We start from the raw sequence: 26159 nt of genomic DNA on the forward strand, positions 1-26159 counted from the left end.
GTAGCCCCGGCCCGCCGAACCCCGTCAGCGGGCCGCCGTCGGGGCCGGACACCGGGGGAGTGCCGGGCGGTCCTTCGTCCGTACGGCCGGCAGCCAGGCCCGCACCCGTGCGTCCCCGTCGGCCAGGCGGACGCGGAACCACAGGGTGGACCGCAGGCCCGACTCGTCGATGACGGCTTCGCCGTGCGCCAGCTGGCAGTCGGCCTCGAGGGGGTCGCCGTGCCACACCCGGGCCGGCGCCACGTTCTCGGCGGTGTAGGGCCGCACGGGGTCCACCGCCAGGCCGAGACTGCACTGCCGGTCCCGGTCCGCGCGGTCCTGGCAGGCCCGCTCGGCATTGAACACCCGGACCCGCGCCGGACCCCCGTCGGAGTCCTGCGGCGAAGCCGGGGCCCCCGCCCGTCCGGCGTACGACCAGACGGCCGCGCCCACCGCCCCGCAGGCCGCGACCGCGAACAGGCCGGCCCGGGCCCACCGCCGCAGCCGTACCGCACGCCCGACGGGGGCGTCCCCCTCCTGCCGGGCGGTGATGCGCGCGAGCAGGCTCTCGGCGGTGTGCGCGGCGCGCGCGGCGTGGGCCGGGGCCAGACAGTCGGCGGCCAGCTCGCGCCAGAACGCCGGAACCCCGCCGTCCATGCGCAGGGGCGCGCGCCCCGCCGCGTACTCCTGCACGGCGGCCCCGCGCGCCATCGGCGTCGCGCCGGGGAACAGCGGGACACCGCAGGAGAACACCTCGTGGATCACGATGCCCAGGGCCCAGATGTCGGCGCTCGGGCGGACCTGCACGCCCAGTTCGCCGAGCGGGGCCTTCCAGCGCTCGGGCGGCAGGTAGTCCAGGGTGCCCATCGGGGGCGCGTGTCCGTGCGTTCCGGTCAGTTCGGTGGCGAGCCCGAAGTCCGAGAGCTTCACCGAACCGTCCGCCCCGATCAGGACGTTCTCGGGCTTGAGGTCGGCGTGCACCCAGCCGCTGCGGTGCAGGTGGGCCAGCCCCTCGCAGATCCCCGCGATCAGCCGGCCGCCCTCGGCCTCGCCCACCCCGGCGCCGAGCAGGTCCCGCAGGCTGTGCGCGGCCCGTTCCATGACCAGGACGATGGCGCCGTCCAGGGAGGGGTGGTCCGGGGCGCCGAGGACGACCGAGTCCAGCAGCCGGACGAGCCGCGGATGCCCCGCCCGGCGCCCGAGTTCGACCTCGCGCCGCGCGGATTCGGCCACGTTCCGCGCCTGGCGCGGTGCGAGCCCGGCCGTCGGCATCACCTTGAGGGCGACCTCGCCCGGCTCCGCGCCCTCCCGGGCCGGCCGTGCGGCGTAGACCGTCCCCCAGCCGCCCGCCCCGATCGGCTCGGCGACCACCCAGTCGCCCACCCGGTGCCCCCGGGGCAGCAGTTCCGTGTGGTCGCTGTCCCATGAGGTGTTCATGCTCCGCACCCGCGTCACGTCTACCGCCCCCGCGCGCCCGGTTCGGCCCGGGGCGGCAGCAGCGCGAGGTGCTCCTCCCGTACGATGCCGAACTTCAGCGCGAGCCCGACGACCGCGTCCCGTTTCCCGTTGCGGCGGTCCGAGCGGCCGGCCTCGGGCGCGGCGGGGACATCGATCCGCAGCTTCTCCTCGGCCAGGTAGTCGATGTGCGAGCTGACCGCCCGCGCCGTCAGCCGGCCGCAGCCGGCGTGCGGCCTGAGCCGCTCGACCACCTGCGGGGTGGTCGGCACCGAGACCGGCGACTGGTCGCGCAGCCAGGGCTCGCAGAGCGCGACCAGCACCAGGAAGTACGTGGCGGTCTCGTCCAGGGAGTACGCCGTGACCGTGCGGCTGGCCCAGGAGCCGTCAGCGCCCTGGCCGTCCAGGTAGACGTGGTCGGGGGCGAACACCTGGAAGGAGACGGTGGTTCCGCGCCGGGTGGGCAGCACCACCCGGGAGAACTCGAACGGGATGGGCGCCCCGGCCCGGCGGGGCGGTACCCGCAGGTACTCGCCGGCCCCCTCCGGGTTCTCCACGAGGTAGCTCTGGCTCGTGCTGTGGTTGGTCAGCTGCCAGTGGTCCTCGGTGACCCGGATCTCCCCCGCCAGGCGGGAGACCGCCTCGTCGGCGAGGCGCAGTTCGACCGGCGTCCTGGAGGATCCGCGCCCGAACCGCGCGACTTCCCCCGGCCCGAGGCGTAACGTCACGGCCCCGCCGCCCGGTTCCCCGTCGGCCGCGCCACCGCTGCCCTGCGGCAGATGGACGACAATGCCGCTCACCGCTCCCCCTGTACGACGCGTCGACGGACGTCAGACAGGGAACGTTACCGGCTGCGTGCGCGGCTGCACGGTGTGACATCGGCCAATTACGCGGGGACGGTGGAGGGCCTCAATAGGCGGGACCCCCGGGGCGGAGCGGCGCGACCAGGCGGTCGCCGAAGCCGGTCCAGGGACGCCAGCCGCCACTGGGCCGGTCCTGTACGCGGGTGCGCACCCGGCCGTCGGTGGTGACGGCGAAGAGGTGGATCCGCCCGGTGGAGTCGGCCGCGGCGGACGGCGTGGTGGCGAGCGGGACCCCGGGCTCGCCGAACTCCTCCTCGGGACTCCAGGTGCCGCCGGAGTCGACGTGCCAGCGGTGGCCGAGCCGGGCCCCGCCGGGGGACAGGACGAAGGCCTCGAGCCTGCCGTCGGCGCTGGGTACGAGGGTGGGGGCCGCGGCAGCCCAGCCGAACAGGGGCTGCCAGTCGCCCCAGCCGCCGCTCGGCACGGTCTGGCGCCGGTAGTACGCCGCCACGCCGGACGGGGCGATCGCGGTGACGGTGAGGCGGCCGCTGCCGTCGCGCGCCACGCGCGGCGCGGCGCCGGCCGCGGTACCGAAGGCGCTCCATGCCGACCAGGCGCCGCCCGGGGTCTCCTGCCACCGGTGCAGGATCCCGGAGCCACCGGGCGCGAGGACGAACACCTCCAGCCGCCCGTCGGCGTTGGCGGCGACGACCGGGGGTGCGCCCGCCGGACCGCCGAACCCGCCGTCCCACACGTCCCACGTCAGCGAACCGGGCGACCGCTGCCGCCGCCGGGCGAGGGAGCCGCCGCCGGGGGCCGGGGCGTGGACCTCCAGCCTGCCGTCGGCGCCCCGGACCACGGCCGGGGCGGCTCCGGCCGGGCCGCCGAACTCCTCCCAGTCGTACCAGCCGCCGTCGGTCCGCTGCACCCGGTGGTGCAGGTTGACCGCGCCCGGGGCGAGGGAGAAGACCTCGAGCCTGCCCTGGGCGCCCGGGCCGAGGGTGGGGACCGCCCCCGCCGGCCCGCCGAAGGACTCCCACGCCGACCAGGTGTCGGACTCCGCGTCGAGCTGGACGCGCCGCAGCGCCGAACGGTCGCCGGCGTCGAGCGCGAACACCGTCAGCCGGCCGTCCACGTCCCGGCCGGCCACCGGGTTCTCCGCGCTCTGCCACGGCGGTGGCGCGTCCCGCCACAGCAGCGGCGCCAGGTACAGGCCCTGGTGGAACCAGCCCGCCGCGCTCGCGTGCCAGTCCTGCCCGTCGTGGACCACCTCGACGGCGTGGCCGGGCACATGGCCCGCATAACCGCCGAGGTCGAAGCGGAAGGGGTCGCGGGAGGCGAACACGTCCGTGCCGTCGTACCCGCCCCGCGGCCCGATGAAGAGGTAGTACCAGCCGTCCCGTTCGACGACGCAGGGCGACTCGGTGACCGACACCGTGGTGTCGGTGCTCGCGTCGGTGAACGCGATCTCCGGATCGCTCCAGTTCAGCAGGTCGGCGGAGCGCCGGAAGGCCACGACGTGGTTGCCGTGGGGACCGGAGAGTTCGGTGTAGTACATGACCCACTCGGCGCCGGCCCGCAGCACCATCGGGTCGCGCGCCGTGATCCCCCGGAACAGCGGGCCGGACGGCACGCGGGTCCAGGTGAACAGGTCGGTGGAGGTGGCGAGGTTGATCGCGGCGCCGCTGCGGCCGCCGGCGGCGTAGAACATCCAGAAGGTTCCGCCCGCCTCGACGACGTACGGTGCCCACAGGTGTTCCTCGCCGTGGTAGGCCGGGTCGAGGGTCAGCGCGTCGGCGTGCGTGGTCCACGGACCGTACGGATCCGCCGCGGACGCGTGGGCGAAGGACACCTCGGCCCCGCTGTCCGGGGACTCGCCCGGCGGGGCGCTGTCGCCCGCGATGCTGAACAGGTGCCACCGGCCGGCCGCCCTGATCAGGGTGTGGTCGTTGAGGTAGCGGCGCCGGCCGGCGACGGAGGGATCGTAGACGTGGGTGAAGGGCCCGGCGCCGACCCACTGGTGGGGCAGGGCGGCCGTGGCGGCGGCCGCCCTGCCGAGGCCCGGCAGGGCGAGCGCGCCGGCCCCCGCGGCGGCACCCCGCAACAGGCGCCGTCTGCTGATCGGATGCACGGGTCTCTCCGGGGTCAGTTGACGGCGGGGCCGGAGCTGTTGCTCACCCAGGCCCAGTCGGACCAGGAGGTGAAGCCGGTCTGCCACTTGTGGTAGACGCCGGCGCTGCTGGTCCCGAAGACCTCGATGCGTCCGTCGGCGTTGGCGGTGGCCGTGATCTCGGTGCCGCCGCCTCCGAAGGTGTCCCACTGGCCGTACGGGGCGTTGACGCCGGTCTGCCAGATGTGCTGGGCGGTGGTCCCGTTGATGGCGAAGACCTCGATCCGTCCGTCCGGCGACCGTTCACTGGTGAGCTGGGAGTCGGCGGGGCCCCCGGTGGGTTCCCAGTCGGACCAACTCGACTGACCTGTCTGGTATTTGTGGAAGACGCCGGCCGGTCCGGAGGCGAATACCTCCAGTCGGCCGTCCTGGTTGTGGTCGACGGTCAGGTCGCGGCCGCCGCCACCGAAGTCCTGCCAGGTCGACCAGCCGCCGTTGACGGCTGTCTGGTAGAGGTGCTGGAAGGTGTCTCCGTTGAGGGCGAAGACTTCGAGGCGTCCGTCCGGGGACTTCTCCATCTCGATGCGGCCGTTGGCCGGTCCGCCGCCGGCGGGTTCCCAGTCGGACCAGCCGCCGTTGGGTGCCGCCTGGTACCTGTGGAAGACGCCGACCGGTCCGGAGGCGAAGACCTCCAGCCGGCCGTCGCCGTTCGCGCCGACCGCGATGTCCTTGCCACCGCCGCCGAACGATTCCCAGCCGGACCAGCCGCCCGAGGGCGACAGCTGGTAACGGTGCTGGAAGACGTTGCCGTTGATGGCGAACATCTCCAGCCGGCCGTCGGCGTTGGGCCCGATCGCCAGTTCCGCGCCGCCGGGCCCGCCCAGGGACTCCCACTCGGACCAGGCGCCGTTCACGCTCGTCTGCCAGGCGTGGTGCACACCGTCGGCCGCGGCCACGAACATCTCCAGCCGGCCGTCCGCCGACCGCGCCGACACCACCCGGCCCGACTCGGCCGGATACGTCAGCGGACCCGGTCCGGGTTCGTGGTGGCCGAGCCGGTCCACCGCGGCCCGGGCCTCGTCCATGTGCCGCTGGTGCACGCCCGCGTTGTACGTCGACCACGGCTGCCAGTTCGTACCCCCGGAGGAGATCTCGAAGGCGGCGTTCGCGTTGCACTGGGCGTCGTAGGCGCAGGTGTCGTCGACCTCGGGGTGCCAGTAGTCGTTGATCTGCCAGAGGCCGCGGTCCCTGGACGGGGGCGTGTTGTTCTGGACGTTGGTCGCCGACGGGTCGCAGCTGGACTCCGCGAGGGCGACGGCGACGGCCGTCACCAGGCCGTCGCCGCGGAAGCCCGCGTTGAAGCCGGTCTGGGCGCACAGATCGCTCGACGCGGCGGACGCGGGGGAGGCGCCGGCCAGGGCGCCCGCCGCGAGCAGGAGGGACGCGAGCGCCGACACGACGGCGCGATGGGGCGCTCTGCGAGCGCGCTGCACGGTGGTCACCTGCTGGTCTCCTCAGTTGACGGCGGGGCCGGAGGTGTTGTTGACCCAGGCCCAGTCGGACCAGGTGGAGAAGCCGGTCTGCCATTTGTGGTAGACGCCGGCGCTGCTGGTTCCGAACACCTCGATGCGGCCGTCGTCGTTCACCGCCGCGGTGATCTCGGTGCCGCCGCCGCCGAAGGCGGCCCATTGGCTGTACGGGGCGTTGGGGTCGGTCTGCCAGATCTGCATGGCGGTGGTGCCGTTGATGGCGAAGACCTCGATGCGCCCGTCGGGGGTGCGCTCGGTGGTGAGCTGGGCATTGGCGGGGCCGCCGGTCGGTTCCCAGTCGGACCAGCTGCTCGGGCTGGTCTGGTACTTGTGGAAGACGCCGTTGGGGCCGGAGGCGAAGACCTCGAGGCGGCCGTCGGCGTTGTGGTCCAGGCTGAGGTCGTGTCCGCCGCCGCCGAAGTTCTGCCAGGTGGACCAGCCGCCGTTGACCGCGGTCTGGTACTGGTGCTGGAAGGTGTCGGCGCCCAGGGCGAAGACCTCGAGCCGGCCGTCGGGGGACTTCTCCATCTCGATGCGGCTGTTGGCGGGGCCGCCGCCGGTGGGCTCCCACTCGGACCAGCCGCCGTTGGGCGCGGTCTGGTACCTGTGGAAGAGGCCGGCGGGCCCGGAGGCGAAGACCTCGATGCGGCCGTCGGCGTTGGTGCCGGCCGCGATGTCGTGTCCGCCGCCGCCGAAGTTCTCCCAGCCGGACCAGCCGCCGGCGGGGCTGAGCTGGTAGCGGTGCTGGAAGACGTTGCCGTTGATGGCGAACATCTCCAGGCGTCCGTCGGCGTTCGGAGCCATCGCCAGCTCGGCGCCCGCGGGACCGCCCAGGTTCTCCCAGTCCGCCCAGCCCGCGCTCACCGAGGTCTGCCAGGCGTGGTGGACCCCGTCGGACCCGGCGGCGAACACCTCCAGCCGGCCGTCGGCCGACCGGGCCGACACCACCCGGCCCGACTCCACCGGGTGCACCACCGGAGCAGGACCGGGACCCGGCCCCTGGCCCGGGGTGCAGGGTATGTCGACACCGCGCTCTTCGAGGTAGGGCAGCGGGTCGATGCCGCCGCTGTCGCCCAGGGACGCCCACACCCTCAGGTGGAGGTGGGGGCCGCTGGACTGGCCTTCGGAGCCCATCAGCGCGATGCGCTGTCCGGCCGTGACGTGCTCACCGACCGAAACGTCCCGCTGGTACATGTGCCCGTACTCGGTCACCGTCCCGTCGGGGTGCTGGATGCGGATCCACTGGCCGTAGCCCTGGGCGGGTCCGGACGCGATCACCTCGCCGTCACCCACGGCGTGGATCGGCGTACCGTAGTTGGCGGCGATGTCGATGCCGTCGTGGCCGTTGCCGTAGTACGTGGTGATGCTGCCGATGGTCGGGCAGGACCCGGCGAAGCCGGCGGTGCGGGCCGCCGCCGGGGTGGCCGGCAGGAGTGCGGGCAGCAGGGCGGCCGCCGCCGCGAGAACCGTACGCAGCGCGCGTCGGGAACCGGGAAGCATCTGCCCTCACGCCTTCCGGAGCCGTGCGATGACGCCGTCGATGTCGCGGTTCAGCAGGTCGTGGCGGACGAAGTGGCCGCCGGGAACCTCGTACGACTCGTGCGGGATGCCGGCGCCGTCGAGCAGGCCGCGGAACTCCCGCTGCCCGGCGAGGACCTGGGTCTCGTTGACCGTGTCGAACCAGCTGACCGGATCGGGGCTGGTGCCCGCGACGAGGAAGACCCGCTTGTTGCGGTAGCTCTCGATGCGCTCCACCGGGTTGTCGGCGCTCACCCGGGCCTGGTCCCAGAAGGGGGCGCCGTAGATCGTGCCGCCGTTCAGGTCCAGGGCCGCGGCCGTGGCGTTGGCCCAGTGGCCCACGAGGCCGTTGTCGCGGCGCAGGCTGGCCGGGCCGGAGTGGGCGCTGACGGAGGCGAAGTGGCCCCAGTACTTGGCGGCGTACTTCAGCGCGCCGAAGCCGCCCATCGAGAAGCCGGCGACCGCGCGTCCGTCGTACTCGGCGAAGGTGCGGAAGTTCGCCTCGACCCACGGGAGCAGCTGGGCGATGTGGAAGGTCTCCCAGTTGCGGGGGCCGACGTTGGAGCTCACGGGGTTCGAGTACCAGCCCGCGTGGCCGCCGTCCGGCATGACCACGATGATCGGCTTGCCGGCCGTCCAGTCGCGGATGCGCTCGCGGTCGAAGGTGATGAAGTCCTGGTCCGTGCCGCCACCGTGGAAGAGGTAGAGCACGGGATAGGTGCGACCGCTCCAGTGGTAGTCGTCGGGGAGCAGCACGTTCACGGCCGGGTCCCAGCCGATGGCTTCGGTGTCGAAGCGGTAGTACCACATCCGGGGGTCGTTCTCGTTGCGGTCCACGATGCGCAGGCCGAAGCCGTCACCGGCCGCCGAGGCCGAGGTCGCGGCGGACAGGACGCCCCCGGCGCCCAGGGCCATCGCCGCCGAGAGCCCGCCGGCGGACTTGAGGATGCTCCTGCGTGTGGGGTGCTGCGCGGTCAACGGGGCCTCCCGGTCGGAAAGGTGCGGCGCCGGGTCGGCTGGCGTGACCCGGGCGCAGCCGTGTGAGCTGGCGCTTGGGAACGTAGCAACGGGCCTGCGGCCGGGGGATCCGGAACATTACGGGATGACACAGGAGGCGGGCTCGGATAGGGCTGGTGGCGGCCTGGGGCCGCCCGGGGTTCAGCCCGGTCCGTCCACGACGGGGTAGGGCACGAAGGTGCTGCTGTTCTCGTCGACCGCCAGCGTGCGGCCCAGCGGCGGTACGGCCCGCTGGGGGCAGTCCAGCCGCTCGCAGAGCCGGCAGCCCATGCCGATGGGGGTGGCGGCCGCCGCGTTGTCGAGGTCGAGGCCGTCGGAGTAGACGAGGCGGGAGGCGTGGCGGATCTCGCAGCCGAGGCCGATCGCGAAGGTCTTGCCGGGTTCGCCCCAGCCGCCGCGGTGGCGGGTGACGGCCCGGGCGGTCCACAAGTACCGCTGCCCGTCCGGCATCGCGGCGACCTGGACGTGGATGCGGCCGGGGGCGGCGAAGGCCTCGTACACGTTCCACAGCGGGCAGGTGCCGCCCGCGCGGGAGAAGTGGAAGCCCGTGGCGGACTGCCGCTTGGACATGTTCCCGGCGCGGTCCACCCGGACGAAGGAGAAGGGCACCCCGCGCAGCCGGGGCCGCTGGAGGGTGCTGAGACGGTGGCAGACGGTCTCGTAGCCGAGCCCGAAGTGGTCGGACAGCCGCTCGATGTCGTAGCGGAACTCCTCGGCGGCCGTGTGGAAGGCGCGGTACGGGAGGACGAGCGCGGCGGCGAAGTAGTTGGCGATGCCGATCCGGGCCAGGGCGTGGGCGGGGGAGCCCGGCGCGAAGTCCTCGGCCGCCTGTCGGTCCAGCTCGTCGCCGTACTCCAGCAGGGCCAGCTGGGTGGCCATCCGGAACGCCCGCTGGCCGGGCCGGAGGCGGCCGGACAGGTGCAGCACCCTGGCCCGGTCGTCGAAGTGGTGCAGCCGGTCGGACCCGGCCGCCAGCCGGACCCCGTGGCGGTCGGCGAGCCGCTCGGACAGCACGCGCAGGACGTCCCCGCGGCGGATGCCGACCTTGTGGGCGAGGCCCTCGGCGGCGAGGTCGCTGTCGTGGAGGTAGTTCTGGCGCCGGTAGAAGAACTCGCGGATCTCCTCGTGGGGCGAGCGCGGTACGGCGGGTCCGCCGCCGCGGCCGTCCGCCGTCTCCGCGAGCCGCTCGGACAGCAGTTGGCCGCGCCGCCCCAGGTCCAGCAGCACGGCGGCGACCGCCGGCATCCGGGTGGCCAGTTCGGCCAGGTCCGAGGGGGAGACGCGGGCCTGCGCGATCTCACCGGCGAGCGCCTCGCGCAGGTCGGCCACGAGCCGGCTGGTGTCGCGCTCGGAGAAGAAACCGGGGTCGACCCCGAACGCCTCGGTCAGGCGGAGCAGCACCGGGACGGTGAGCGGGCGCGAGTCGTGTTCCATCTGGTTGAGGTAGCTGGCCGAGATGCCGAGGACCCGGGCCAACTCCACCTGACTCATCCGCCGCTCCTCGCGCAGCCGCCGCAGCCGCGCTCCCGCGTACGTCTTCCCCACCGCACCCCTCCGCCGTCGGCCGGGCTTCAGGGTACGCGGGAAATTCCCGCCGCCGGCCTTCGCAAGCTTGGCAAAAACGCCGTGGAAGATGCGCAGAACTTGGCAGTCGGCCCTGCTTGAGGGCACTGCGTGCCACTGCCAGAGTCGGTCCTGCGGCCAGCCGGACTCGGCAACCACCGGCCGCGACCCCTCTGTTCAGGCACGCCGTGCCCATGCCCCGTCATGGCCTGTGCGTGCCCTGGCAGTTCAGGCAACCGATGGAGACGGTGACAGTCATGACAGAGGCGAACACGGCCACCGCGGCGGCGCAGCAGCTCGAGCGGAGCTGGGCGGCCGACCCGCGATGGGCCGGGATCGAGCGCACCTACGGCGCCCTGGACGTGGTGCGGCTCTCCGGCAGCGTCCGCGAGGAGCACACCCTGGCCCGGCGCGGCGCCGAGCGCCTGTGGCGCCAGCTCCACGAGCTGGACTACGTCCACGCCCTCGGCGCGCTGACCGGCGGCCAGGCCGTCCAGCAGGTACGGGCCGGGCTCCAGGCCATCTACCTCTCCGGCTGGCAGGTCGCCGCCGACGCCAACCAGGCCGGGCACACCTACCCCGACCAGAGCCTGTACCCGGTCAACTCGGTGCCGCAGGTGGTGCGCCGGATCAACAACGCGCTGCTGCGCGCCGACCAGATCGCCACCGCCGAAGGCGGCAACGACGCGACGGACTGGCTCGCCCCGATCGTCGCGGACGCCGAGGCCGGCTTCGGCGGCCCGCTCAACGCCTTCGAGCTGACCAAGGCCATGATCGCGGCCGGCGCGGCCGGCATCCACTACGAGGACCAGCTGGCCTCCGAGAAGAAGTGCGGCCACCTCGGCGGCAAGGTCCTCGTCCCCACCTCCCAGCACATCCGCACCCTCAACGCCGCCCGCCTCGCCGCCGACATCGCCGGCGTCCCGACCGTGATCATCGCCCGCACGGACGCCCTCGCCGCGAACCTCCTGACCAGCGACGTGGACGAGCGCGACGCACGCTTCACCACCGGCGAGCGCACCGCCGAGGGCTTCTACCGCGTGCGCGGCGGCATGGACCCGGTCATCGCACGCGGTCTGGCCTACGCCCCGTACGCCGACCTGATCTGGGTCGAGACCGGTACCCCGGACCTGGCCCAGGCCCGCGAGTTCGCCGAGGCGATCCACGCGCGGTACCCCGACCGGATGCTGGCCTACAACTGCTCCCCGTCCTTCAACTGGAAGGCGGCGCTGGACGACGACCAGATCGCCAAGTTCCAGCGGGAACTGGGCGCCATGGGCTACCGCTTCCAGTTCATCACCCTGGCCGGCTTCCACTCCCTCAACCACGGCATGTTCGACCTCGCCCGCGGCTACGCCGAGCACGGCATGACCGCCTACGTCGACCTCCAGGAACGCGAGTTCGCCTCCCAGGCCCAGGGCTTCACGGCCGTCAGGCACCAGCGCGAGGTCGGCACCGGCTACTTCGACCTGGTCTCCACCGCCGTCAACCCCGCCTCCTCCACCACGGCGCTCTCCGGCTCCACCGAGGAAGAGCAGTTCCACTGACCGGCCGGCGCCCGCGCCCCGCCCCTTCCCGTCAGGAGACCCGCATGTCCACCACCGCACCCACCACGCCCGACGCCCACACCCGCCACCTCGTACGCCGCCAGGAGGACCCGTCATGAGCGCTGCCGTCCGCAGGGTCGGGGTCGTCGGCGGCGGGCAGATGGGCGCCGGGATCGCCGAGGTCTGCGCACGCGCCGGCCTCGACACGGTGGTCTGCGAGGCCGGCGCCACCGCGGCCCGGGCGGCCCGCGAACGCGTGGCCGTCTCCCTCGAACGGGCGGTCCAGCGCGGCAAACTGGACCGGATCTCCGCAGAGGACGCCCTGGCCCGCCTCGTCTTCTCCGGCAGCCTCGACGACCTCGCCGACCGGCAGCTCGTCATCGAGGCCGTCACCGAGGGCGCCCGGGTCAAGACGGAGACCTTCGCCGCCCTCGACAAGATCGTGGAGGATCCGGCGGCCGTCCTCGCCACCAACACCTCCTCCCTGCCCGTGATGTGCCTGGGGATGGCCACAGGCCGCGCCGACCGGGTGGTGGGGCTGCACTTCTTCAACCCCGTCCCCGTCCTGCCCCTGGTGGAGATCGTCTCCTCGCTCCACACCACCGCCGACACCCTGGCGACCGTGGAGGCCTTCGCCCGGGACGCCCTGGGCAAGACGGTCATCCGCTCGCAGGACCGGGCCGGATTCGTCGTCAATGCCCTGCTGATCCCCTATCTGCTTTCGGCCATTCGCATGGCCGAGTCCGGCTATGCCACCGCCGCCGACGTCGACGCGGGCATGGAACTGGGCTGCGCCCACCCGATGGGACCGCTCAAGCTCGCCGACCTGATCGGACTCGACACCGTCGCCGCCATCGCGCAGTCCCTCTACGACGAGTTCAAGGAACCCCTCTACGCCCCGCCCCCACTGCTCCGGCGCATGGTCCAGGCGGGCCGGCTGGGCCGCAAGAGCGGCCGCGGGTTCCACACGTACGACCGGGGCCGATGAGGGGCCCCGGTCCGCCGCCGGGCTGAGGGGCCCGGCTGCGCGCGGTGGGCGGGGGCGGGCGGAGTGGTGTCCGCCGCGCCCCCGCCGGCCGTCCGCGATGTGGACATCGCCCTGAACTCCGCGAGGCCACCGTCTAGTCTGGCCGGGCAGCTGGTTCGCCCCGTCAGCCAGGCGGGATGCGTCGTAAGAGGGAACCCGGTGGGAATCCGGGACTGCCCCGCAGCGGTGAGCGGGAACGACCGCCGTCATACGCACTGGATCCGTCCGGGTCCGGGAAGCGACGGCCAGTAGGTGCCCGCCGGGAGACCGGCAGGCGTGCCCGCGAGTCCGAAGACCTGCCCGTTGCCCGCGCGCGACCGATCGTGCGCGGACATCCCGGTGACCTCGTGGGCGGGTCGGCGTGCACAGCAGGCGGGCATCCGCGCGTACCCCCAGAGATACGCGGCCGGCGGTCCGACCGGTCCGGCACCCCTTCGCGCCTCCGCTCCCGTCACCGGGGCCACAGGAGTAACTCGCGAAGGAGAGTTCCGTGACCCCCGAGTCCACAGCCGCGGCAGCACGAGCCACTGTGTACGGATACCCCCGCCAGGGAGGTGACCGGGAACTGAAGAAGGCCGTCGAGGGCTACTGGAAGGGCGGCGTCAGCGCCGGAGCCCTCCACGAGACCGCCCGCGAACTGCGCCGCGCGAACTGGCGGCAGCTGGCCGACGCCGGCATCACCGAAGTGCCGACCGGCGACTTCTCGTACTACGACCACGTGCTGGACACCAGCGTGATGGTCGGCGCCGTCCCCGCCCGCCACCGCGCCGCCGTCGAAGCGGACGCGCTCGACGGCTACTTCGCCATGGCCCGCGGCACCCAGGAGGTGGCGCCCCTGGAGATGACCAAGTGGTTCGACACCAACTACCACTACCTCGTCCCCGAACTCGGCCCGGACACCGCCTTCACGGCCGACTCCACGAAGCAGGTGGCCGAACTCGAAGAGGCCCTCGCACTCGGCCACACGGCGCGCCCGGTCCTCGTCGGGCCGGTCACCTACCTGCTCCTGGCCAAGCCCGCCCCTGCCGCAGCCCCCGGCTTCGATCCGCTCACCCTGCTGGACCGGCTGCTCCCGGTGTACGCGCGGATCCTCGCCGACCTGCGCGCCGCCGGCGCCGCCTGGGTGCAGCTGGACGAGCCCGCCCTGGTGCAGGACCGGACCCCCGCCGAGCTGAACGCCGCCGCCCGCGCCTACCGCGAGCTCGGCGGCCTGACCGACCGGCCCCGGCTGCTCGTGGCCTCGTACTTCGACCGGCTCGGCGAAGCCCTCCCGGTGCTGGCCAAGGCCCCCGTCGAAGGCCTCGCCCTCGACTTCACCGGGCCCGCCGCCCCGAACCTCGCCGACCTCGCGGCCGTCGGCGGCCTGCCCGGCAAGCGCCTCGTCGCGGGCGTGGTCAACGGCCGCAACATCTGGATCAACGACTACGAGAAGTCCCTGGGCACCCTCGCGACCCTCCTCGGACTCGCCGGCCGGGTCGACGTCGCCGCCTCCTGCTCGCTGCTCCACGTACCGCTGGACGCCGCGGCCGAGCGGGACACCGATCCGCAGATCCGCCGCTGGTTCGCCTTCGCCCGCCAGAAGGCCGCCGAGATCGCCACCCTGGCCCGCGCCCTCACCCGGGGCACCGACACGATCGCCGCCGAACTGGCCGCGAACCGCGCCGATCTCGCGTCCCGCGCGAACTCCGCGCTCACCCGCGACCCCGGGGTACGGGCCAGAGCGGCGGCCGTCACCGACACCGACGCCCGCCGCAGCGAGCCGTACCCCCGGCGGGCCGCCGCCCAGCGCGCGCACCTGGGCCTGCCCCTGCTCCCCACGACGAGCATCGGCTCCTTCCCGCAGACCGCCGACCTGCGCACGGCCCGCGCCGAGCTGCGCTCGGGAGCCCTCGACCGGGCCGGGTACGAGGAGCGGATCAAGGCGGAGATCCGGGCGGTCGTCGCCTTCCAGGAGAAGGCCGGCCTCGACGTGCTCGTGCACGGCGAGCCCGAGCGCAACGACATGGTCCAGTACTTCGCCGAGCGGCTCACGGGCTTCCTCGCCACCCGGCACGGCTGGGTGCAGTCCTACGGCACCCGCTACGTCCGCCCGCCGGTCCTCGCCGGCGACGTCTCCCGCCCCGCGCCGATGACGGTGCGCTGGACCACCTACGCGCAGGCGCAGACGGGCCGCCCGGTCAAGGGGATGCTGACCGGCCCCGTCACCATGCTCGCCTGGTCCTTCGTACGCGACGACCAGCCGCTCGGCGACACCGCCCGCCAGGTGGCCCTCGCCCTGCGCGACGAGGTGGCGGACCTGGAGGCCGCGGGGACCGCCGTCATCCAGGTCGACGAGCCGGCCCTGCGGGAGACCCTCCCGCTACGGTCCTGCGGCCGTGCGGAGTACCTGGACTGGGCCACCGGGGCCTTCCGGCTCACCACCGGCGGCGCCCTTCCGCGGACCCAGATCCACACGCACATGTGCTACGCGGAGTTCGGCGACATCGTCGGGGCCATCGACGCCCTGGACGCCGACGTCATCAGCCTGGAGGCCGCCCGCTCGCACATGCGGGTCGCGGACGAACTGGCCGGCGCGGGCTACCCGCGCGAGGTCGGCCCCGGGGTCTGGGACATCCACTCGCCCCGGGTCCCCTCCACCGCGGAGGCGGCCGCCCTCCTGCGCAGGGGGCTCGAGGCCGTACCGGCCGAGCGGCTCTGGGTGAACCCGGACTGCGGCCTCAAGACGCGCGGCTGGACGGAGACGAGGGCCTCCCTGGAGAACCTCGTGGAAGCGGCCCGGCAGGTGCGCGCGGAGGTCTCCGCCGAGACGGCGTGACGGCCTGACGGCCTGAAGCGGCCGGCCGGGGCGGGCGAACGGGCCCGCCCCGGCCGGCTGGTGCGGGCCCCGCCGCCCCCGTCAGTCCCGCGCCGCCGGAGCCGTCCGCGCGAAGTGCCGGGCGGTGGGCACCAGCGCCGCGGCGGCCGGTACGAGGAAGCAGGCGGCGGCGCAGACGGCGAGGACGGCCGTGACCCCGAAGGCCTCGACGGCCGGGGCGATCAGGGCCAGCCCGACCGGCGCCAGGCCGTAGGACACGAGGAAGTCCAGTGAGGAGACGCGGGCCAGCTTGCCCGGGTCGACCTCGCGCTGGGTGGCCGTGAACCAGGGCACGTTGAACAGTTCTATGCCGATCCCGGCGACGGCGTACGCGGCGACGACCACGAGCGGGTGCACGGGCAGCATCAGGCTCAGCGGCGCGAAGCCGTACGCGGCCAGCCCGGCGAAGGCGGCCCAGCCCTGCGAGCGCGGCCGGAGGCGGGCCATGACCAGGGCCCCCGCGAGCGCGCCCACGGTGTAGGCGGTCACGGCCGCGGCCAGCACCCACTCGGTGCCGTAGCGGTCCCGGCTGATCAGCGGCAGGGCGACGCTGGTGGCGGAGTAGCCGAGCGCGATGACGGCGGCGAGGGCGGAGAGTCCGGCGAGGAACCAGGGGTGGCGGCGTGCCTCGCGTATCCCCTCCAGGAACTCGGCGCGGAAGCCGGCGCGCGGGGCGGGCGGCCCGTCCGCCGGGTCCGGGGCGGCGGCGTTGCCCTTGCCCTTGCCCTTGCCCTTGCCCTTGCCCGGGACGAGCGCGGCGACCAGCCAGAGCAGCGCGATGCCGAGGAGCAGCGTCCGGACGTCGAGGAAGGCGGCGAGCAACGCCGTCAGGGCGGGCCCGGCGAGCGTGCAGCCGCGTACGGCCATGGTCATGGCGGCGTTGGCCTGCTGGCGGCGCCCGGGGTCGACGGTCTCGGCGACGAGCGCCTGGAACGCCGGGCGGCAGGCGCCCTGTCCGGCGCCCGCGAGGGCGGCGGCGGCCGTCATCAGGACGACGGAGCGGCCGAGTCCGGCGGCGAGCAGCGGCGCGGCGGCCGCCGCCGCGAGGGCCGACCACAGGACGGCCGCGCGGCGGGAGTGCCGGTCGGCCAGGACGCCGCCGACGGCGACGGCGGCGAGGAAGCCGACGGTGCGCGCGGCGAGGACCAGGCCGAGGCCGGCCGCGCCGAGGTCGCGGTGCAGTACGGCGAGCCCGAGGACGAAGGGCAGGGCCCAGGTCGCGAGGCCGGAGGCGGTGGTACCCGCCCACAGCCGCAGGAACGAGGTGTCGCGCAGGACCGAACGCGGGGGCGGGGCAGGGCTCTTGGCCGTCGTCGGCAGGGGTGTGGTGGCCACGGTGTCGTTGCTCCCAGGGGGGTGGGGGAGGCGGCCGGAGGACCGCCCCGATGTGGTTAATGAAAATGATTACCATTACAGTACCCTTCGAACGCGGCACTCCTGCCCGGTGCACGACAACACCCACGCCCGCCCTCCCAGACCGGAGAACCCATGCGCCACCCCGCCCGCCTCGGTATCGCCCTCACCCTCGCCCTCGCCACCGCGGGCTGCTCCACGGCAGCCGGCGACGGCTCCAGAGCCGCCCCCGGGCCGACTGCGGAGGCGGCCTCCGTCGCCAGCTGCGGCCAGCCGCTCTCCTTCGCCCGGCCTCCGGAGCGGACCGTGGCCCTGGACCAGACCTCGACCGAGACCCTGCTCGAACTGGGGCTCCAGGACCGGATGGCGGGAACCGCCAACCTCAAGACGAAGATGCCCGCGCCCTACGAGGCGGCGTACGCCAAGATCCCGGTCATCGCCCCCAAGATCGCCACCGGCGAGCAACTTCGGGCCGCCACCCCCGACTTCGTCGTCGCCGGCTCCGCCGACCTCTTCACCAAGGACCGGGCCGGCACCCGCGAGGAGCTGTCCGCCCTCAAGGTCCCCACCTTCGTCAGCGCAGTGGACTGCCCCCGGCAGAACCCGGCCGGCAAGACCCCCTTCGAGCTGCTCTTCTCCGACTACGAGAACCTGGGCAGGATCTTCGGCGCCGGGGAACGGGCGGGCAGGCTGGCCGCCGACCAGCGCGCCGCCGTCGCCAGGGCCGGGGAGAACGCCTCCAGGGTTCCCCGGGGCGCGGACCAGCCCACCGTGGTCTACCTCTACTCCGTCTTCAACGGCATGCCGTACGTGGCCGGCAAGAGCGGCCTGCCCAGCGAGATGAGCCGGATCGTGGGTGCGAAGAACGCCTTCGACGACGTGGACGAGGACTGGCCCGAGGTGTCCTGGGAGGAAGTCGCCAAGCGCGACCCGGACTTCATCGTGATCGGCGACCTCTCCGAGCGCGGGCGGCCCGGCGACAGCGCCGCCGAGAAGCGCGCCGCCATGACCCAGCACCCGGTGATCTCCCAGCTGGGCGCGGTGCGCGAGCGCAGGATCCTCGAGGTGCCGGGCATCGAACTGGACCCATCGGTGCGCTCCGTGCACGCCCTGGGGCTGCTGGCGGCCGGCATGAAGGACCTCGGGTATGTCCGCTGACCCGGCCACCCGCAGCGGCCCGGCGGAGCTGCTGCCTCCGGCGGATCCGCTGCCTGCGGCGGACCTGCTGCCTCCGGCCGACGCCCGGCTGCCGGGGGAACCCCCGCCGACCGTGGACCTCCTGCTTCCGGCGGCCCGCGGCCGGTCGGTGACGGCCGGATCCGCCACCGGCCCTCCCCGGCCGGCCCGGTCCCCGGCCGCCCGGGCGGTGCTCTTCCTGCTCTGCGCGGCCGCCCTCGCCGGCTCGGTGGCGGCGGCCGTACGCGTCGGCACCGCCGACGTGGGCTGGAGCGGCCTCGCCCGGGTCCTCGGAACCCGTCTCGGCCTGGCCGTTGAGCCGCTGCCCCCGCTGCTGGACTCCCTCGTCTGGGACCTGCGGCTGCCGCGCGTACTGATGGCCGGCCTCGTCGGCGCCTCGCTCGCCGTGTGCGGCGCGGTGCTCCAGGCGGTCACCCGCAACGCGCTCGCCGACCCCTACCTGCTCGGCGTCTCCTCGGGGGCGTCGGCGGGCGCCGTCGCGGTGGTCGTGCTCGGGGTGGGCGCGGGCGTGCTCGGGGTCACCGGCGGTGCGCTCGCCGGCGCGCTGCTCGCCTTCGGCGCGCTCCTGCTGCTGCTCCGGCGCACGGGCCTGGACTCCGTACGCATCGTCCTGACCGGTGTGGTCGTCGGCCAGCTCTTCACCGCGCTGACCTCCCTCGTCCTGATGGCCTCGGCGGACGCGGACACCACGCGGGCCGTCACCCACTGGCTGCTCGGCTCGATGGCGCCGGCCCGCTGGAACACCGTCGTGGTCTGCGCGATCGTCACCCCCCTGGGGCTGGCGGCCGCCTGGCTGTGCTCGAACGCCCTCGACGGACTCGCCTTCGGTGCCGACACCGCCGCGTCCCTGGGGATCGGCGTACGGCGCACCCGGATGCTGCTGCTCGTGGTCACGGCCACGCTGACGGCCGTCGCGGTGGCCACCGTCGGCGCCATCGGCTTCGTCGGCCTGATCGTCCCGCACGGGGTGCGCTTCCTCGTCGGACCGGTGCACCGGGTGCTCCTGCCGTACGCGGCGCTCGCGGGCGCGGTGTTCCTGATGTGGACGGACGCGCTGGCGCGGATCGCCTTCGCACCCCGGGAGGTTCCCGTGGGCGTGATCACCGCCCTGCTCGGCGTACCGCTCTTCCTGCTCGTCCTGCGCAGGAGGGGGGAGCTGTGAGGATCAGCGCCGAAGGGCTGAGCTGGTCGGTGGCGGGCACGCCGGTCGTACGCGGCGTCAGCCTGGACATCGCCCCCGGCGAGACGGTCGGTCTGCTCGGGCCCAACGGCTCGGGCAAGTCCTCGCTGCTGCGTTGCCTGGCCGGCCTGCGCGCCCCCGACGCGGGCACCGTCCGGTACGACGGCGTGTCCGTACGGGACTGGAGCGCGCGCCGGACCGCCCGCCACGTCGCCTTCGTCGAACAGGACGCGGGCGCCGACAGCGATCTGCGGGTCGCCGACGTCGTGGGCCTGGGCCGGACCCCGTTCCGCGACCGCTGGCGCGGACCGGACCCCGCGGACCGGGCGGTGGTCGCCGCCGCGCTGGAACGCGTCGGACTCACCGCGCTCGCCGGCCGCTCCTGGCGGGCGCTCTCCGGCGGCGAGCGACAGCGCGCGCACATCGCCCGCGCGCTGGCCCAGCAGCCGTACGGGCTCCTCCTCGACGAACCCACCAACCACCTCGACGTCAGGCACCAGCTGGAACTGATGGAGCTGCTGACCGGCGCCGGCCGGACGGTCCTGGTCGCCCTGCACGACCTCTCGCTCGCCGCCCGGTACTGCGACCGGCTGCTGCTCCTGCACCACGGCCGCCTGACCGCATCCGGCACCCCCGCCGCCGTCCTGACCGCCGAACGCCTCGCCGAGGTCTTCGAGGTGGACGCCGAACTCACCACCGACACCCTGGGCCACCCCGCCGTCACCTACCGCGGGCCGCTCGCCGCCCCGGCACCGGCCCCGGCCCCCCGATCCGCCCCGTGAAAAGGAAACCCGTGAACCGCACCACCTCCACCACCCACACCTCCACCACCCCCATCACCTCCACCCCCTCCGCCCCGACCGTCGACGCGCTCGTCGAGGCCGTCCTCGCGGGCGAACACGGCCCGCTCCCCTCCGGTCTCGTCGCGACCAGCGTGTTCTGGATCCACCACGGCACCCGCCTGGCCGGCGGCGACACCACCTACCTCAACCAGTACGTCCTGGTCCGCCTCGGCGGCTCCTTCGGCGGCTGCGCCTTCGAGCCCGGGGAGATCGACCCCGCGATCTGCCGCGACTCCTCCGGTACCCCGCTCGACGTCCTGCTGCGCGAGGCCCCGCGCCCGCTGCGGATCGCCGCCCTCGACGCCTACCTCGGCGAGACCCGCCCGCACCACGCGGCCGCGGCGGCGGGCGAGGCCGAGCCCGTCACCCTGCCCGCCGGTACCCCGGAAGTCCGGGCCGGGGCCCGGGACGCGGCCATCGCCGGCCTGCTCGACATCCCGCAGGGCGCCAGGGTCGGCCTCATCGGCGTGGTCAACCCGCTGGTCGCGGCGATCCGCGAGCGCGGAGGCGAGCCGCTGCCCTGCGACTTCAACCTCAAGACCACCCAGTGGGGCGACCCCGTCACCGACGACATGCACGAGGTGCTGGACCGTGCCGAGGCCGTCGTCGCCACCGGGATGACCCTGAGCAACGGCTCGTTCGACACCATCCTGGAGCGCTGCCGGTCCCGGGGCGTCCCGCTGGTCGTCTACGCGCAGACGGGCAGCGCCGTGGCCCGCGCCTTCCTCGGCTCGGGAGTGACCGCGCTCTCCGCAGAACCGTTTCCCTTCTCCCAGTTCAGCGCCGACGAGACGGTCCTGTACCGCTACCGGACGGCGGACGGCGCGTGATCCCCACCGCCCGCCCCGCCGCACCCGCCACCCTCCCCGCCGGCACCGGGCACGCCCCCTGCCACCACGGCGAGATCCTCCAGGGCGTCTTCCTCGACGGCGCCGGCCGCCGGTGCGCCGGCCTGGTCACCCTCCCCATGGCCGGCCCCGGCAGCCGCGCCCGGTTCCGCCGGTGGCCCGGCACCTCCCCGCAGGCGCTCACCGTCGTACCCGCCGACCGTACGAAGGCCGCGCGCGCCGCGGCCCTCGCGGTGGCGGAATGCGCGGAGCGGACCGGCCGGCCGCCCTGCGGCGGGGAGTTGCGGCTCACCGGTGACATCCCGGTGGGCCTGGGCATGGGCAGCTCCACCAGCGACGTGATCGCCACCGTGCGGGCGGTCGCGGACTCGTACGGGCTGCGGCTGCCGCCGGACACGGTGGCCCGGCTCGCCGTACGCGCGGAACAGGCCTGCGACCCGCTGATGCTGGACCGCCGCCCGGTGCTGTTCGCCCAGCGGGAGGGCCGGGTCCTGGAGGTCCTCGGCCCGGCCCTGCCGCCGCTGGTCGTGGTGGGCTGCGCCCTCGGCGGGGGCGCGCCCGTGGACACCCTGACCCTGCCCGCCCCCACACCCGCCGAGGCCGACGCCGGCGAGGTACGGGCCTTCGAGCGGCTGCGCGCGCTGCTGCGCCGGGCGGTGGCCACCGGCGACGTACGGCTGCTCGGCGAGGTGGCCACCGCCAGCGCCTGGCGCGGCCAACGGGCCCTCTGCCACCCGGAGTTCGACGCCCTGACGGGCATCGCCCGGCGGGTCGGCGCGGCCGGCGTGCAGATCGCGCACAGCGGAGCGGTGGCGGGCCTGCTCTTCGACCCGGCCGCGCCGGGCCTGCGCCGCCGGGTGCGCGGCTGCCTGCACGCCCTGGACGCCCACGGCATCCCCGCCACCCGGACCTTCACCACCACCGAGGAGATCCCCCATGGACCAGCACATCGCGGAGTCGATCGGCCGGCCGGACCTGGTCCGGCTCGACGACGGGCTCGTCTGCCTGCGCTTTGAGACGATGAAGGTGGTCTCCGCCCTCGCGGCGGTACGCCACCTGCTGGACACCGGTGCGGTGCGCCGGGGGGACACCCTGCTGGACAGCTCCAGCGGCATCTACGCCTACGCCCTCGCCCTGGCCTGCCACCGCCACGGCATGCGGTGCCACATCGTCGGCTCGACGACGGTGGACCGCACGCTGCGCACCCAGCTCGCCGTACTCGGCGCGACGCTGGAGCGGATGGAGCCGTGCAGCGACCTCAAGCTCGACCAGAAGCGGCGCGTGGAGCGGATCCACGAGATCCTCGCCGAGCACCCCGAGTACCACTGGATGCGGCAGTACCACGACGACATCCACTACCTCGGCTACCGGGCCGTCGCCGACCGGATCCGCGAGGCCACCGGCGCCACCGGGCTCACCCTCGTCGGCGGGGTCGGCTCGGGCGCCTCCACCGGCGCCCTCGCCCGCTACCTGCGCGAGGGATCCGAGGGGCCGGACGATGTGGAACTCGTCGGCGTGCAGCCGTACGGCAGCGTCACCTTCGGCTCCGAACACGTCGCCGACCCCGAGATCATCATCGCCGGGATCGGCAGCTCCATCCCCTTCGGCAACGTCGCGCACGAGCTGTACGACACCCTGCACTGGATCTCCTTCGACGCGGCCCTCGCCGGCAGCGTCGACCTGCTGCGGCGGCACGCGGTCTTCGCGGGCCTGTCCACCGGCGCCGGCTACCTCGCCGCCCGCCACGAACACGGGCGCGACCCCGGGCGGACGGTCCTCTTCATCGCCGCCGACACCGGCCACCGCTACGCCGACTCGGTCTACGCCCGGCACCGCGAGGCCGCCCGGCTCGCGGACCTCGCCCCGCGCGAGGTCACCGACCGGAGCGAGCTGGACCTGCCCTGGTCCCGCATGCGCTGGAACCGCGCCCCGGCCCCCTTCAGGGCCGCAGGGAGCGGGCGGTGAGGTGGGAGAGCTGGTGGGAGACGCCCTGGAGGAGGGTGGTGTGGGGCTTCCAGCCCAGGACGGCCGCGGCCTTGGAGCGGTCGGCGAGGGTGGCGTCCACGTCGCCCGCCTGGGCGGGCAGCCGGTCGACCGGCACCGCGTGCCCGGTCAGCTCCTCGACGGTGGACAGCAGGTCGAGCACGCTGGTGCTGACGCCGGCCCCGACGTTGAGCACCGTCGTGTCGAGCGGACCGGTCGCGGCGGCGAGGGCGGCGCCGACGACGTCACCGACGTACGTGAAGTCACGCGTGTGGCTGCCGTCCCCGTAGAGGTTCAGCCGCGGTCCCCCCAGCGCCGCCGTCAGGGCGCGGCCGATCAGCATGTCGGGTCGCTGGCGGGGCCCGTAGACGGTGAACAGGCGCAGCGCGACCGCGGTGACCGTGGACGCGGCCTGGCGGGCGTGGGCCAGGCAGAGCTGTTCTCCGGCGAGCTTGCTCACCGCGTAGGGGGACTCGGGGCACGGCGCCGTCTCCTCGTCGGTGGCGCCGCCGCTGTTCCCGTAGACGCTGGAGGAGGAGGCGTAGACGAGGCGGGGCACACGGGCGTCCTCGCAGGCCGACGCCACCCGTTCGGTGGCGAAGACGTTGCACGCCGTGTACTCGGCGAACCGCTCGCCCCAGGAGCCGCGGACCCCCGGCAGGGCGGCCAGGTGGAAGACCGCGTCGGCCCGCCGGAACAGGGGCACGAGCGGGGAGGTCCTCAGGTCGGCCGTCACGAAGGTGAAGTTCGGGTCGTCGAGGACGTGGCCCAGGTTGGCCGCCGCGGCCGGGTCGCGCAGAGGGGTGCGGCGGTCCACGCCGACCACGGAGATCCCGTCGGCGAGGAGGGATTCGACGAGGTGCGAGCCGATGAAGCCGGCGGCGCCCGTGACGACCGCCCTGGACAGGGTCAGGCCCTGGTCCGCCGTACTGTGCATGAACTTCCCCCAAGTGGTGGGTCGTCGAGGACGGCAGTGCCCTTCGGGCGCCGGTGGTCAAGGGGTGCCTAGGCCCGCCAGCACCAGGTCGGCCCGGCGGCGCCAGGTGTAGCGCTCCAGGAACTGCCGCCGGGCCTCTTCGCCGAGCGCCTTGCGCAGGCTCCCGTCGTCGACGAGCTCGACGAGGGCGTCGGCCCAGGCCTGCGGAGCGTCGGACGGGCGCAGCAGGCAGTTGACGCGGTCCTCCAGTACCTCGCGCAGGACAGGGAGGTCCGAGGCGACGATGGCGCGGCCGTGCGCCATGTACTCGAACAGCTTCATCGGGGAGGTCCAGCGGCCGATCTCGTCGAGTCGGCCCCAGGTGTACACCTTGGGCTGGTGGGGGGCGAGGACCACGTCGAAGAGGGGGAAGTAGCCGGGGAGGGCGGAGGGCGGCCGGTGCCCGTGGAAGTACACGTTCGGGTGCGGGCAGGGCTCCTCCCAGCGGGCCCGGTCCTCGGCCGTGCCGCCGACCAGGTGGAAGTCGAAGCCGGGGAGCCGGCCGGCGAGGTCGAGGATGAGGTCGATGCCGCGCCCGTCGTAGAGGTGTCCGACGTAGCCGATCCTCGGCGCGTGCGGGCGGCCGGGCAGCGCCGGTGTGTCGACCGTCGCGTGGGGGTCCGGCGGATCGGCGCAGTCGGGGGCGACCTGGATCGGCAGCCCGCCCAGGTCCTCGTACGCCTCCTGGAGGTCGAGGGCGAGGCGGTGGGTGATGACCACGACCCGCGCGAGCCGGGGCGCGCCGAGCAGGGCGCGTTCGGTGCCCGGGGGGAGGTCCCTGCGCAGCTGGTGGACCTCGTAGACGAAGGGGGCGAGGTCGGCGGTCGCCGTGAGGCTGTAGGGGTCGCGGGCGTAGATCAGGTCGGGGGCGCCGTCACCGGTCAGCAGGTCGCGGATGCGTTCCCCGCGTGCGCGGTAGCCGTCCGGGGTGTAGTCGGGGGCGGGGACCAGCCGGATCGGGAAGCGGTGCCGGACGCCGTAGTAGGCGTACGGGTCTTCGTCCGTGTAGGTGCCGGGCAGGGAGTAGAGCGTGACCTCGTGCCCGGCGTCGGTGAACGCGTCGCACATCCGCATGACGTGGACGCCGTTGGCGAAGAAGGAGGGGATGCTCCCGCCGTGCAGGTAAGCGATGCGCATGGGTCTCCTCGGGGTGGGACGCGGATGGTCGAGGGTGGGCCGTACGCGTCTCACCAGCGCACCGGCAGGGTGCGCGGGGCCCGGGTGATCTGGCCGCGCTTCCATTGCGCCGGGCCCGCCGCGCGGAGCGTCGGAAGGCGGACCACCAGCGCGGCCAGGGCCTCCTGGAGCTGGACGCGGGCCAGCTGCGCCCCGACGCAGAAGTGGGCGCCGTAGCCGAAGGCCAGGTGCGCCGGAGCGGCCCGGGTGAGGTCGAGCAGGTCGGGCGCGGGATGGACGTCCTCGTCGTGGTTGGCCGAGGAGGTGAGGGGGATCACCGCCTCGCCCTCCTTGATCTCCACCCCGCCCAGCACCACGTCCCGCGTGGCGACCCGGAGGTTGGCGCCGACGGTGGCCTGCCCGTAGCGCAGCAGCTCCTCGACGGCGGCCGGGACCAGTTCCGGGTCGCGGCACAGCAGTTCGTAGCGCTCGGGCCGGTCCAGCAGCAGGTGGACCAGGCCGGCCAGCCGGTCGGCGGTGGTTCCGTAGCCGCCCGCGAGCAGCACGATGCAGAACGAGATCAGCTCGCCCTCGCTCAGCCGGTCGCCCTCGTCGCGTGCCGCGATCAGCACGCTCAGCATGTCGTCGCCGGGACGGGCGCGTTTGGCGGCCACGAGGTCGGTGAGGTAGCCGGTCATGTCGTCCACGGCGGCGATCACCTCGGCGTCCGGCAGGGCGGTGACGCTGCGCAGCGCGTCGTTCCAGGCGTCCAGCTGATCGCCGTCGAGCCGGGGCGTCCCCAGCAGGTCGCAGATCACGGTCAGCGGGAGCGGCCGGGTGAAGTGCGCGACGAGATCGGCGTGGCGCGGCCGGCGCTCCATGCCGTCCAGCAACTGGCCGGCCAGCAGCGCGATGCCGCCGCGCATCGCCTCCGCCCGGCGTCCGCTGAGGGCGGGCGCGACGAGCCTGCGCAGCCGGGAGTGCTCGGGCGGGTCGGCGGCGAGGATCGACTCCGGCAGGGTGGTCGTGCGGTTGATCCTCGGCCCCTCGCCCCTGGTCGCCCGGGCGCGGCTGAAGCAGGGCTCCGCCAGGACCCGGCGGACGTCGGCGTGCCGGGTCACCAGCCACGCGGGGTCACCGCTGGGCAGCCGCACCCGGATGACCGGGGCGTTCTGGCGCAGTTCGGCGAACTCGGGCATCGGGTCGAGCCCGTCCCGGTGGGGGAAGGGGAACGCCCGTATCTCTTCTGCCTGGTTCATGCG

20 protein-coding genes and 1 riboswitch are annotated in these 26159 nt (G+C 74.3%); of the genes, 9 read left to right on the forward strand and 11 right to left on the reverse strand.

Annotation, left to right across the window (positions count from 1 at the left end):
* Positions 1 to 24: 24 nt before the first annotated feature.
* The 7 genes from OOK34_RS25080 to OOK34_RS25110 all read right to left on the reverse strand — a co-directional run bounded on the left by OOK34_RS25080 (position 25) and on the right by OOK34_RS25110 (position 9956).
* Entirely contained in the window at positions 25 to 1416 is a 1392-nt protein-coding gene (locus OOK34_RS25080; RefSeq protein WP_267036103.1) for a serine/threonine-protein kinase, read from the reverse strand.
* Positions 1417 to 1436: 20 nt separating this feature from the next.
* Positions 1437 to 2234: a serine/threonine protein kinase gene (locus OOK34_RS25085; protein WP_267036104.1), complete on the reverse strand. Its 798-nt coding sequence runs from the start codon at positions 2232 to 2234 to the stop codon at positions 1437 to 1439.
* A gap of 109 nt (positions 2235 to 2343) precedes the next feature.
* Positions 2344 to 4368, reverse strand: coding sequence for a family 43 glycosylhydrolase (locus tag OOK34_RS25090; RefSeq protein WP_267036105.1), 2025 nt, complete (start codon positions 4366 to 4368; stop codon positions 2344 to 2346).
* 14 nt (positions 4369 to 4382) lie between these two features.
* Positions 4383 to 5849 carry a hypothetical protein gene (locus OOK34_RS25095; protein ID WP_267036106.1) on the reverse strand — a complete coding sequence of 489 codons (1467 nt, stop codon included), beginning with the start codon at positions 5847 to 5849 and terminating at the stop codon, positions 4383 to 4385.
* Positions 5850 to 5861: 12 nt separating this feature from the next.
* On the reverse strand, positions 5862 to 7376 hold the full coding sequence (locus OOK34_RS25100) for a peptidoglycan DD-metalloendopeptidase family protein (RefSeq protein ID WP_267036107.1): 1515 nt from the start codon (positions 7374 to 7376) through the stop codon (positions 5862 to 5864).
* 6 nt (positions 7377 to 7382) lie between these two features.
* On the reverse strand, positions 7383 to 8372 hold the full coding sequence (locus OOK34_RS25105) for an alpha/beta hydrolase family protein (RefSeq protein ID WP_267036108.1): 990 nt from the start codon (positions 8370 to 8372) through the stop codon (positions 7383 to 7385).
* A gap of 180 nt (positions 8373 to 8552) precedes the next feature.
* On the reverse strand, positions 8553 to 9956 hold the full coding sequence (locus OOK34_RS25110; protein WP_267036109.1) for a short-chain fatty acyl-CoA regulator family protein: 1404 nt from the start codon (positions 9954 to 9956) through the stop codon (positions 8553 to 8555).
* A 275-nt stretch (positions 9957 to 10231) separates the two neighbouring features.
* Between OOK34_RS25110 and aceA the strand changes: the two genes are divergently transcribed.
* From aceA to metE, 3 genes are all read left to right on the forward strand, one after another.
* Entirely contained in the window at positions 10232 to 11521 is a 1290-nt protein-coding gene (gene aceA / locus OOK34_RS25115) for an isocitrate lyase (RefSeq protein ID WP_267036110.1), read from the forward strand.
* Between the two features lie 115 nt (positions 11522 to 11636).
* Positions 11637 to 12509, forward strand: coding sequence for a 3-hydroxybutyryl-CoA dehydrogenase (locus OOK34_RS25120; RefSeq protein ID WP_267036111.1), 873 nt, complete (start codon positions 11637 to 11639; stop codon positions 12507 to 12509).
* Positions 12510 to 12643: 134 nt separating this feature from the next.
* A riboswitch (cobalamin riboswitch) is annotated at positions 12644 to 12867 on the forward strand.
* A 171-nt stretch (positions 12868 to 13038) separates the two neighbouring features.
* Complete coding sequence (gene metE, locus OOK34_RS25125; RefSeq protein ID WP_267036112.1) at positions 13039 to 15363, forward strand: 5-methyltetrahydropteroyltriglutamate--homocysteine S-methyltransferase; 2325 nt, start codon at positions 13039 to 13041, stop codon at positions 15361 to 15363.
* Positions 15364 to 15444: 81 nt separating this feature from the next.
* Here metE and OOK34_RS25130 read toward each other — a convergent pair whose 3' ends face one another.
* Positions 15445 to 16737, reverse strand: a complete 1293-nt coding sequence (locus OOK34_RS25130; protein WP_267036113.1) for an MFS transporter — start codon at positions 16735 to 16737, stop codon at positions 15445 to 15447.
* Positions 16738 to 16890: 153 nt separating this feature from the next.
* Between OOK34_RS25130 and OOK34_RS25135 the strand changes: the two genes are divergently transcribed.
* Genes OOK34_RS25135 through OOK34_RS25160 form a run of 6 tightly spaced genes read left to right on the forward strand, consistent with a single transcriptional unit; the run spans position 16891 to position 22787 of the window.
* Positions 16891 to 17913, forward strand: coding sequence for an ABC transporter substrate-binding protein (locus OOK34_RS25135; protein ID WP_267036114.1), 1023 nt, complete (start codon positions 16891 to 16893; stop codon positions 17911 to 17913).
* Positions 17903 to 19114 (forward strand): iron ABC transporter permease, encoded by a 1212-nt coding sequence (locus OOK34_RS25140; protein ID WP_267036115.1) that lies wholly within the window; start codon positions 17903 to 17905, stop codon positions 19112 to 19114. Before OOK34_RS25135 ends, OOK34_RS25140 begins: the two co-directional genes overlap by 11 nt.
* Positions 19111 to 19914 (forward strand): ABC transporter ATP-binding protein, encoded by an 804-nt coding sequence (locus tag OOK34_RS25145; protein WP_267036116.1) that lies wholly within the window; start codon positions 19111 to 19113, stop codon positions 19912 to 19914. The genes OOK34_RS25140 and OOK34_RS25145 overlap by 4 nt, the downstream gene beginning before the upstream one ends.
* A gap of 53 nt (positions 19915 to 19967) precedes the next feature.
* Entirely contained in the window at positions 19968 to 20804 is an 837-nt protein-coding gene (locus OOK34_RS25150) for a DUF364 domain-containing protein (RefSeq protein ID WP_267036899.1), read from the forward strand.
* The gene (locus OOK34_RS25155; RefSeq protein WP_267036117.1) at positions 20801 to 21838 is read left to right on the forward strand and encodes a GHMP kinase; all 1038 of its coding nucleotides are present in this window, start codon (positions 20801 to 20803) and stop codon (positions 21836 to 21838) included. The genes OOK34_RS25150 and OOK34_RS25155 overlap by 4 nt, the downstream gene beginning before the upstream one ends.
* Positions 21759 to 22787, forward strand: coding sequence for a pyridoxal-phosphate dependent enzyme (locus OOK34_RS25160; RefSeq protein WP_267036118.1), 1029 nt, complete (start codon positions 21759 to 21761; stop codon positions 22785 to 22787). The genes OOK34_RS25155 and OOK34_RS25160 overlap by 80 nt, the downstream gene beginning before the upstream one ends.
* Here OOK34_RS25160 and OOK34_RS25165 read toward each other — a convergent pair.
* The 3 genes from OOK34_RS25165 to OOK34_RS25175 are packed head-to-tail and all read right to left on the reverse strand — an operon-like array spanning position 22762 to position 26156.
* On the reverse strand, positions 22762 to 23742 hold the full coding sequence (locus OOK34_RS25165; RefSeq protein WP_267036119.1) for an NAD-dependent epimerase/dehydratase family protein: 981 nt from the start codon (positions 23740 to 23742) through the stop codon (positions 22762 to 22764). The genes OOK34_RS25160 and OOK34_RS25165 overlap by 26 nt on opposite strands.
* A 57-nt stretch (positions 23743 to 23799) precedes the next feature.
* On the reverse strand, positions 23800 to 24918 hold the full coding sequence (locus OOK34_RS25170) for a glycosyltransferase family 4 protein (protein ID WP_267036120.1): 1119 nt from the start codon (positions 24916 to 24918) through the stop codon (positions 23800 to 23802).
* Positions 24919 to 24968: 50 nt separating this feature from the next.
* The gene (locus OOK34_RS25175) at positions 24969 to 26156 is read right to left on the reverse strand and encodes a cytochrome P450 (RefSeq protein ID WP_267036121.1); all 1188 of its coding nucleotides are present in this window, start codon (positions 26154 to 26156) and stop codon (positions 24969 to 24971) included.
* Positions 26157 to 26159: the final 3 nt, after the last annotated feature.

This window comes from Streptomyces sp. NBC_00091 (assembly GCF_026343185.1).
In the GTDB taxonomy this organism is placed as follows: domain Bacteria; phylum Actinomycetota; class Actinomycetes; order Streptomycetales; family Streptomycetaceae; genus Streptomyces.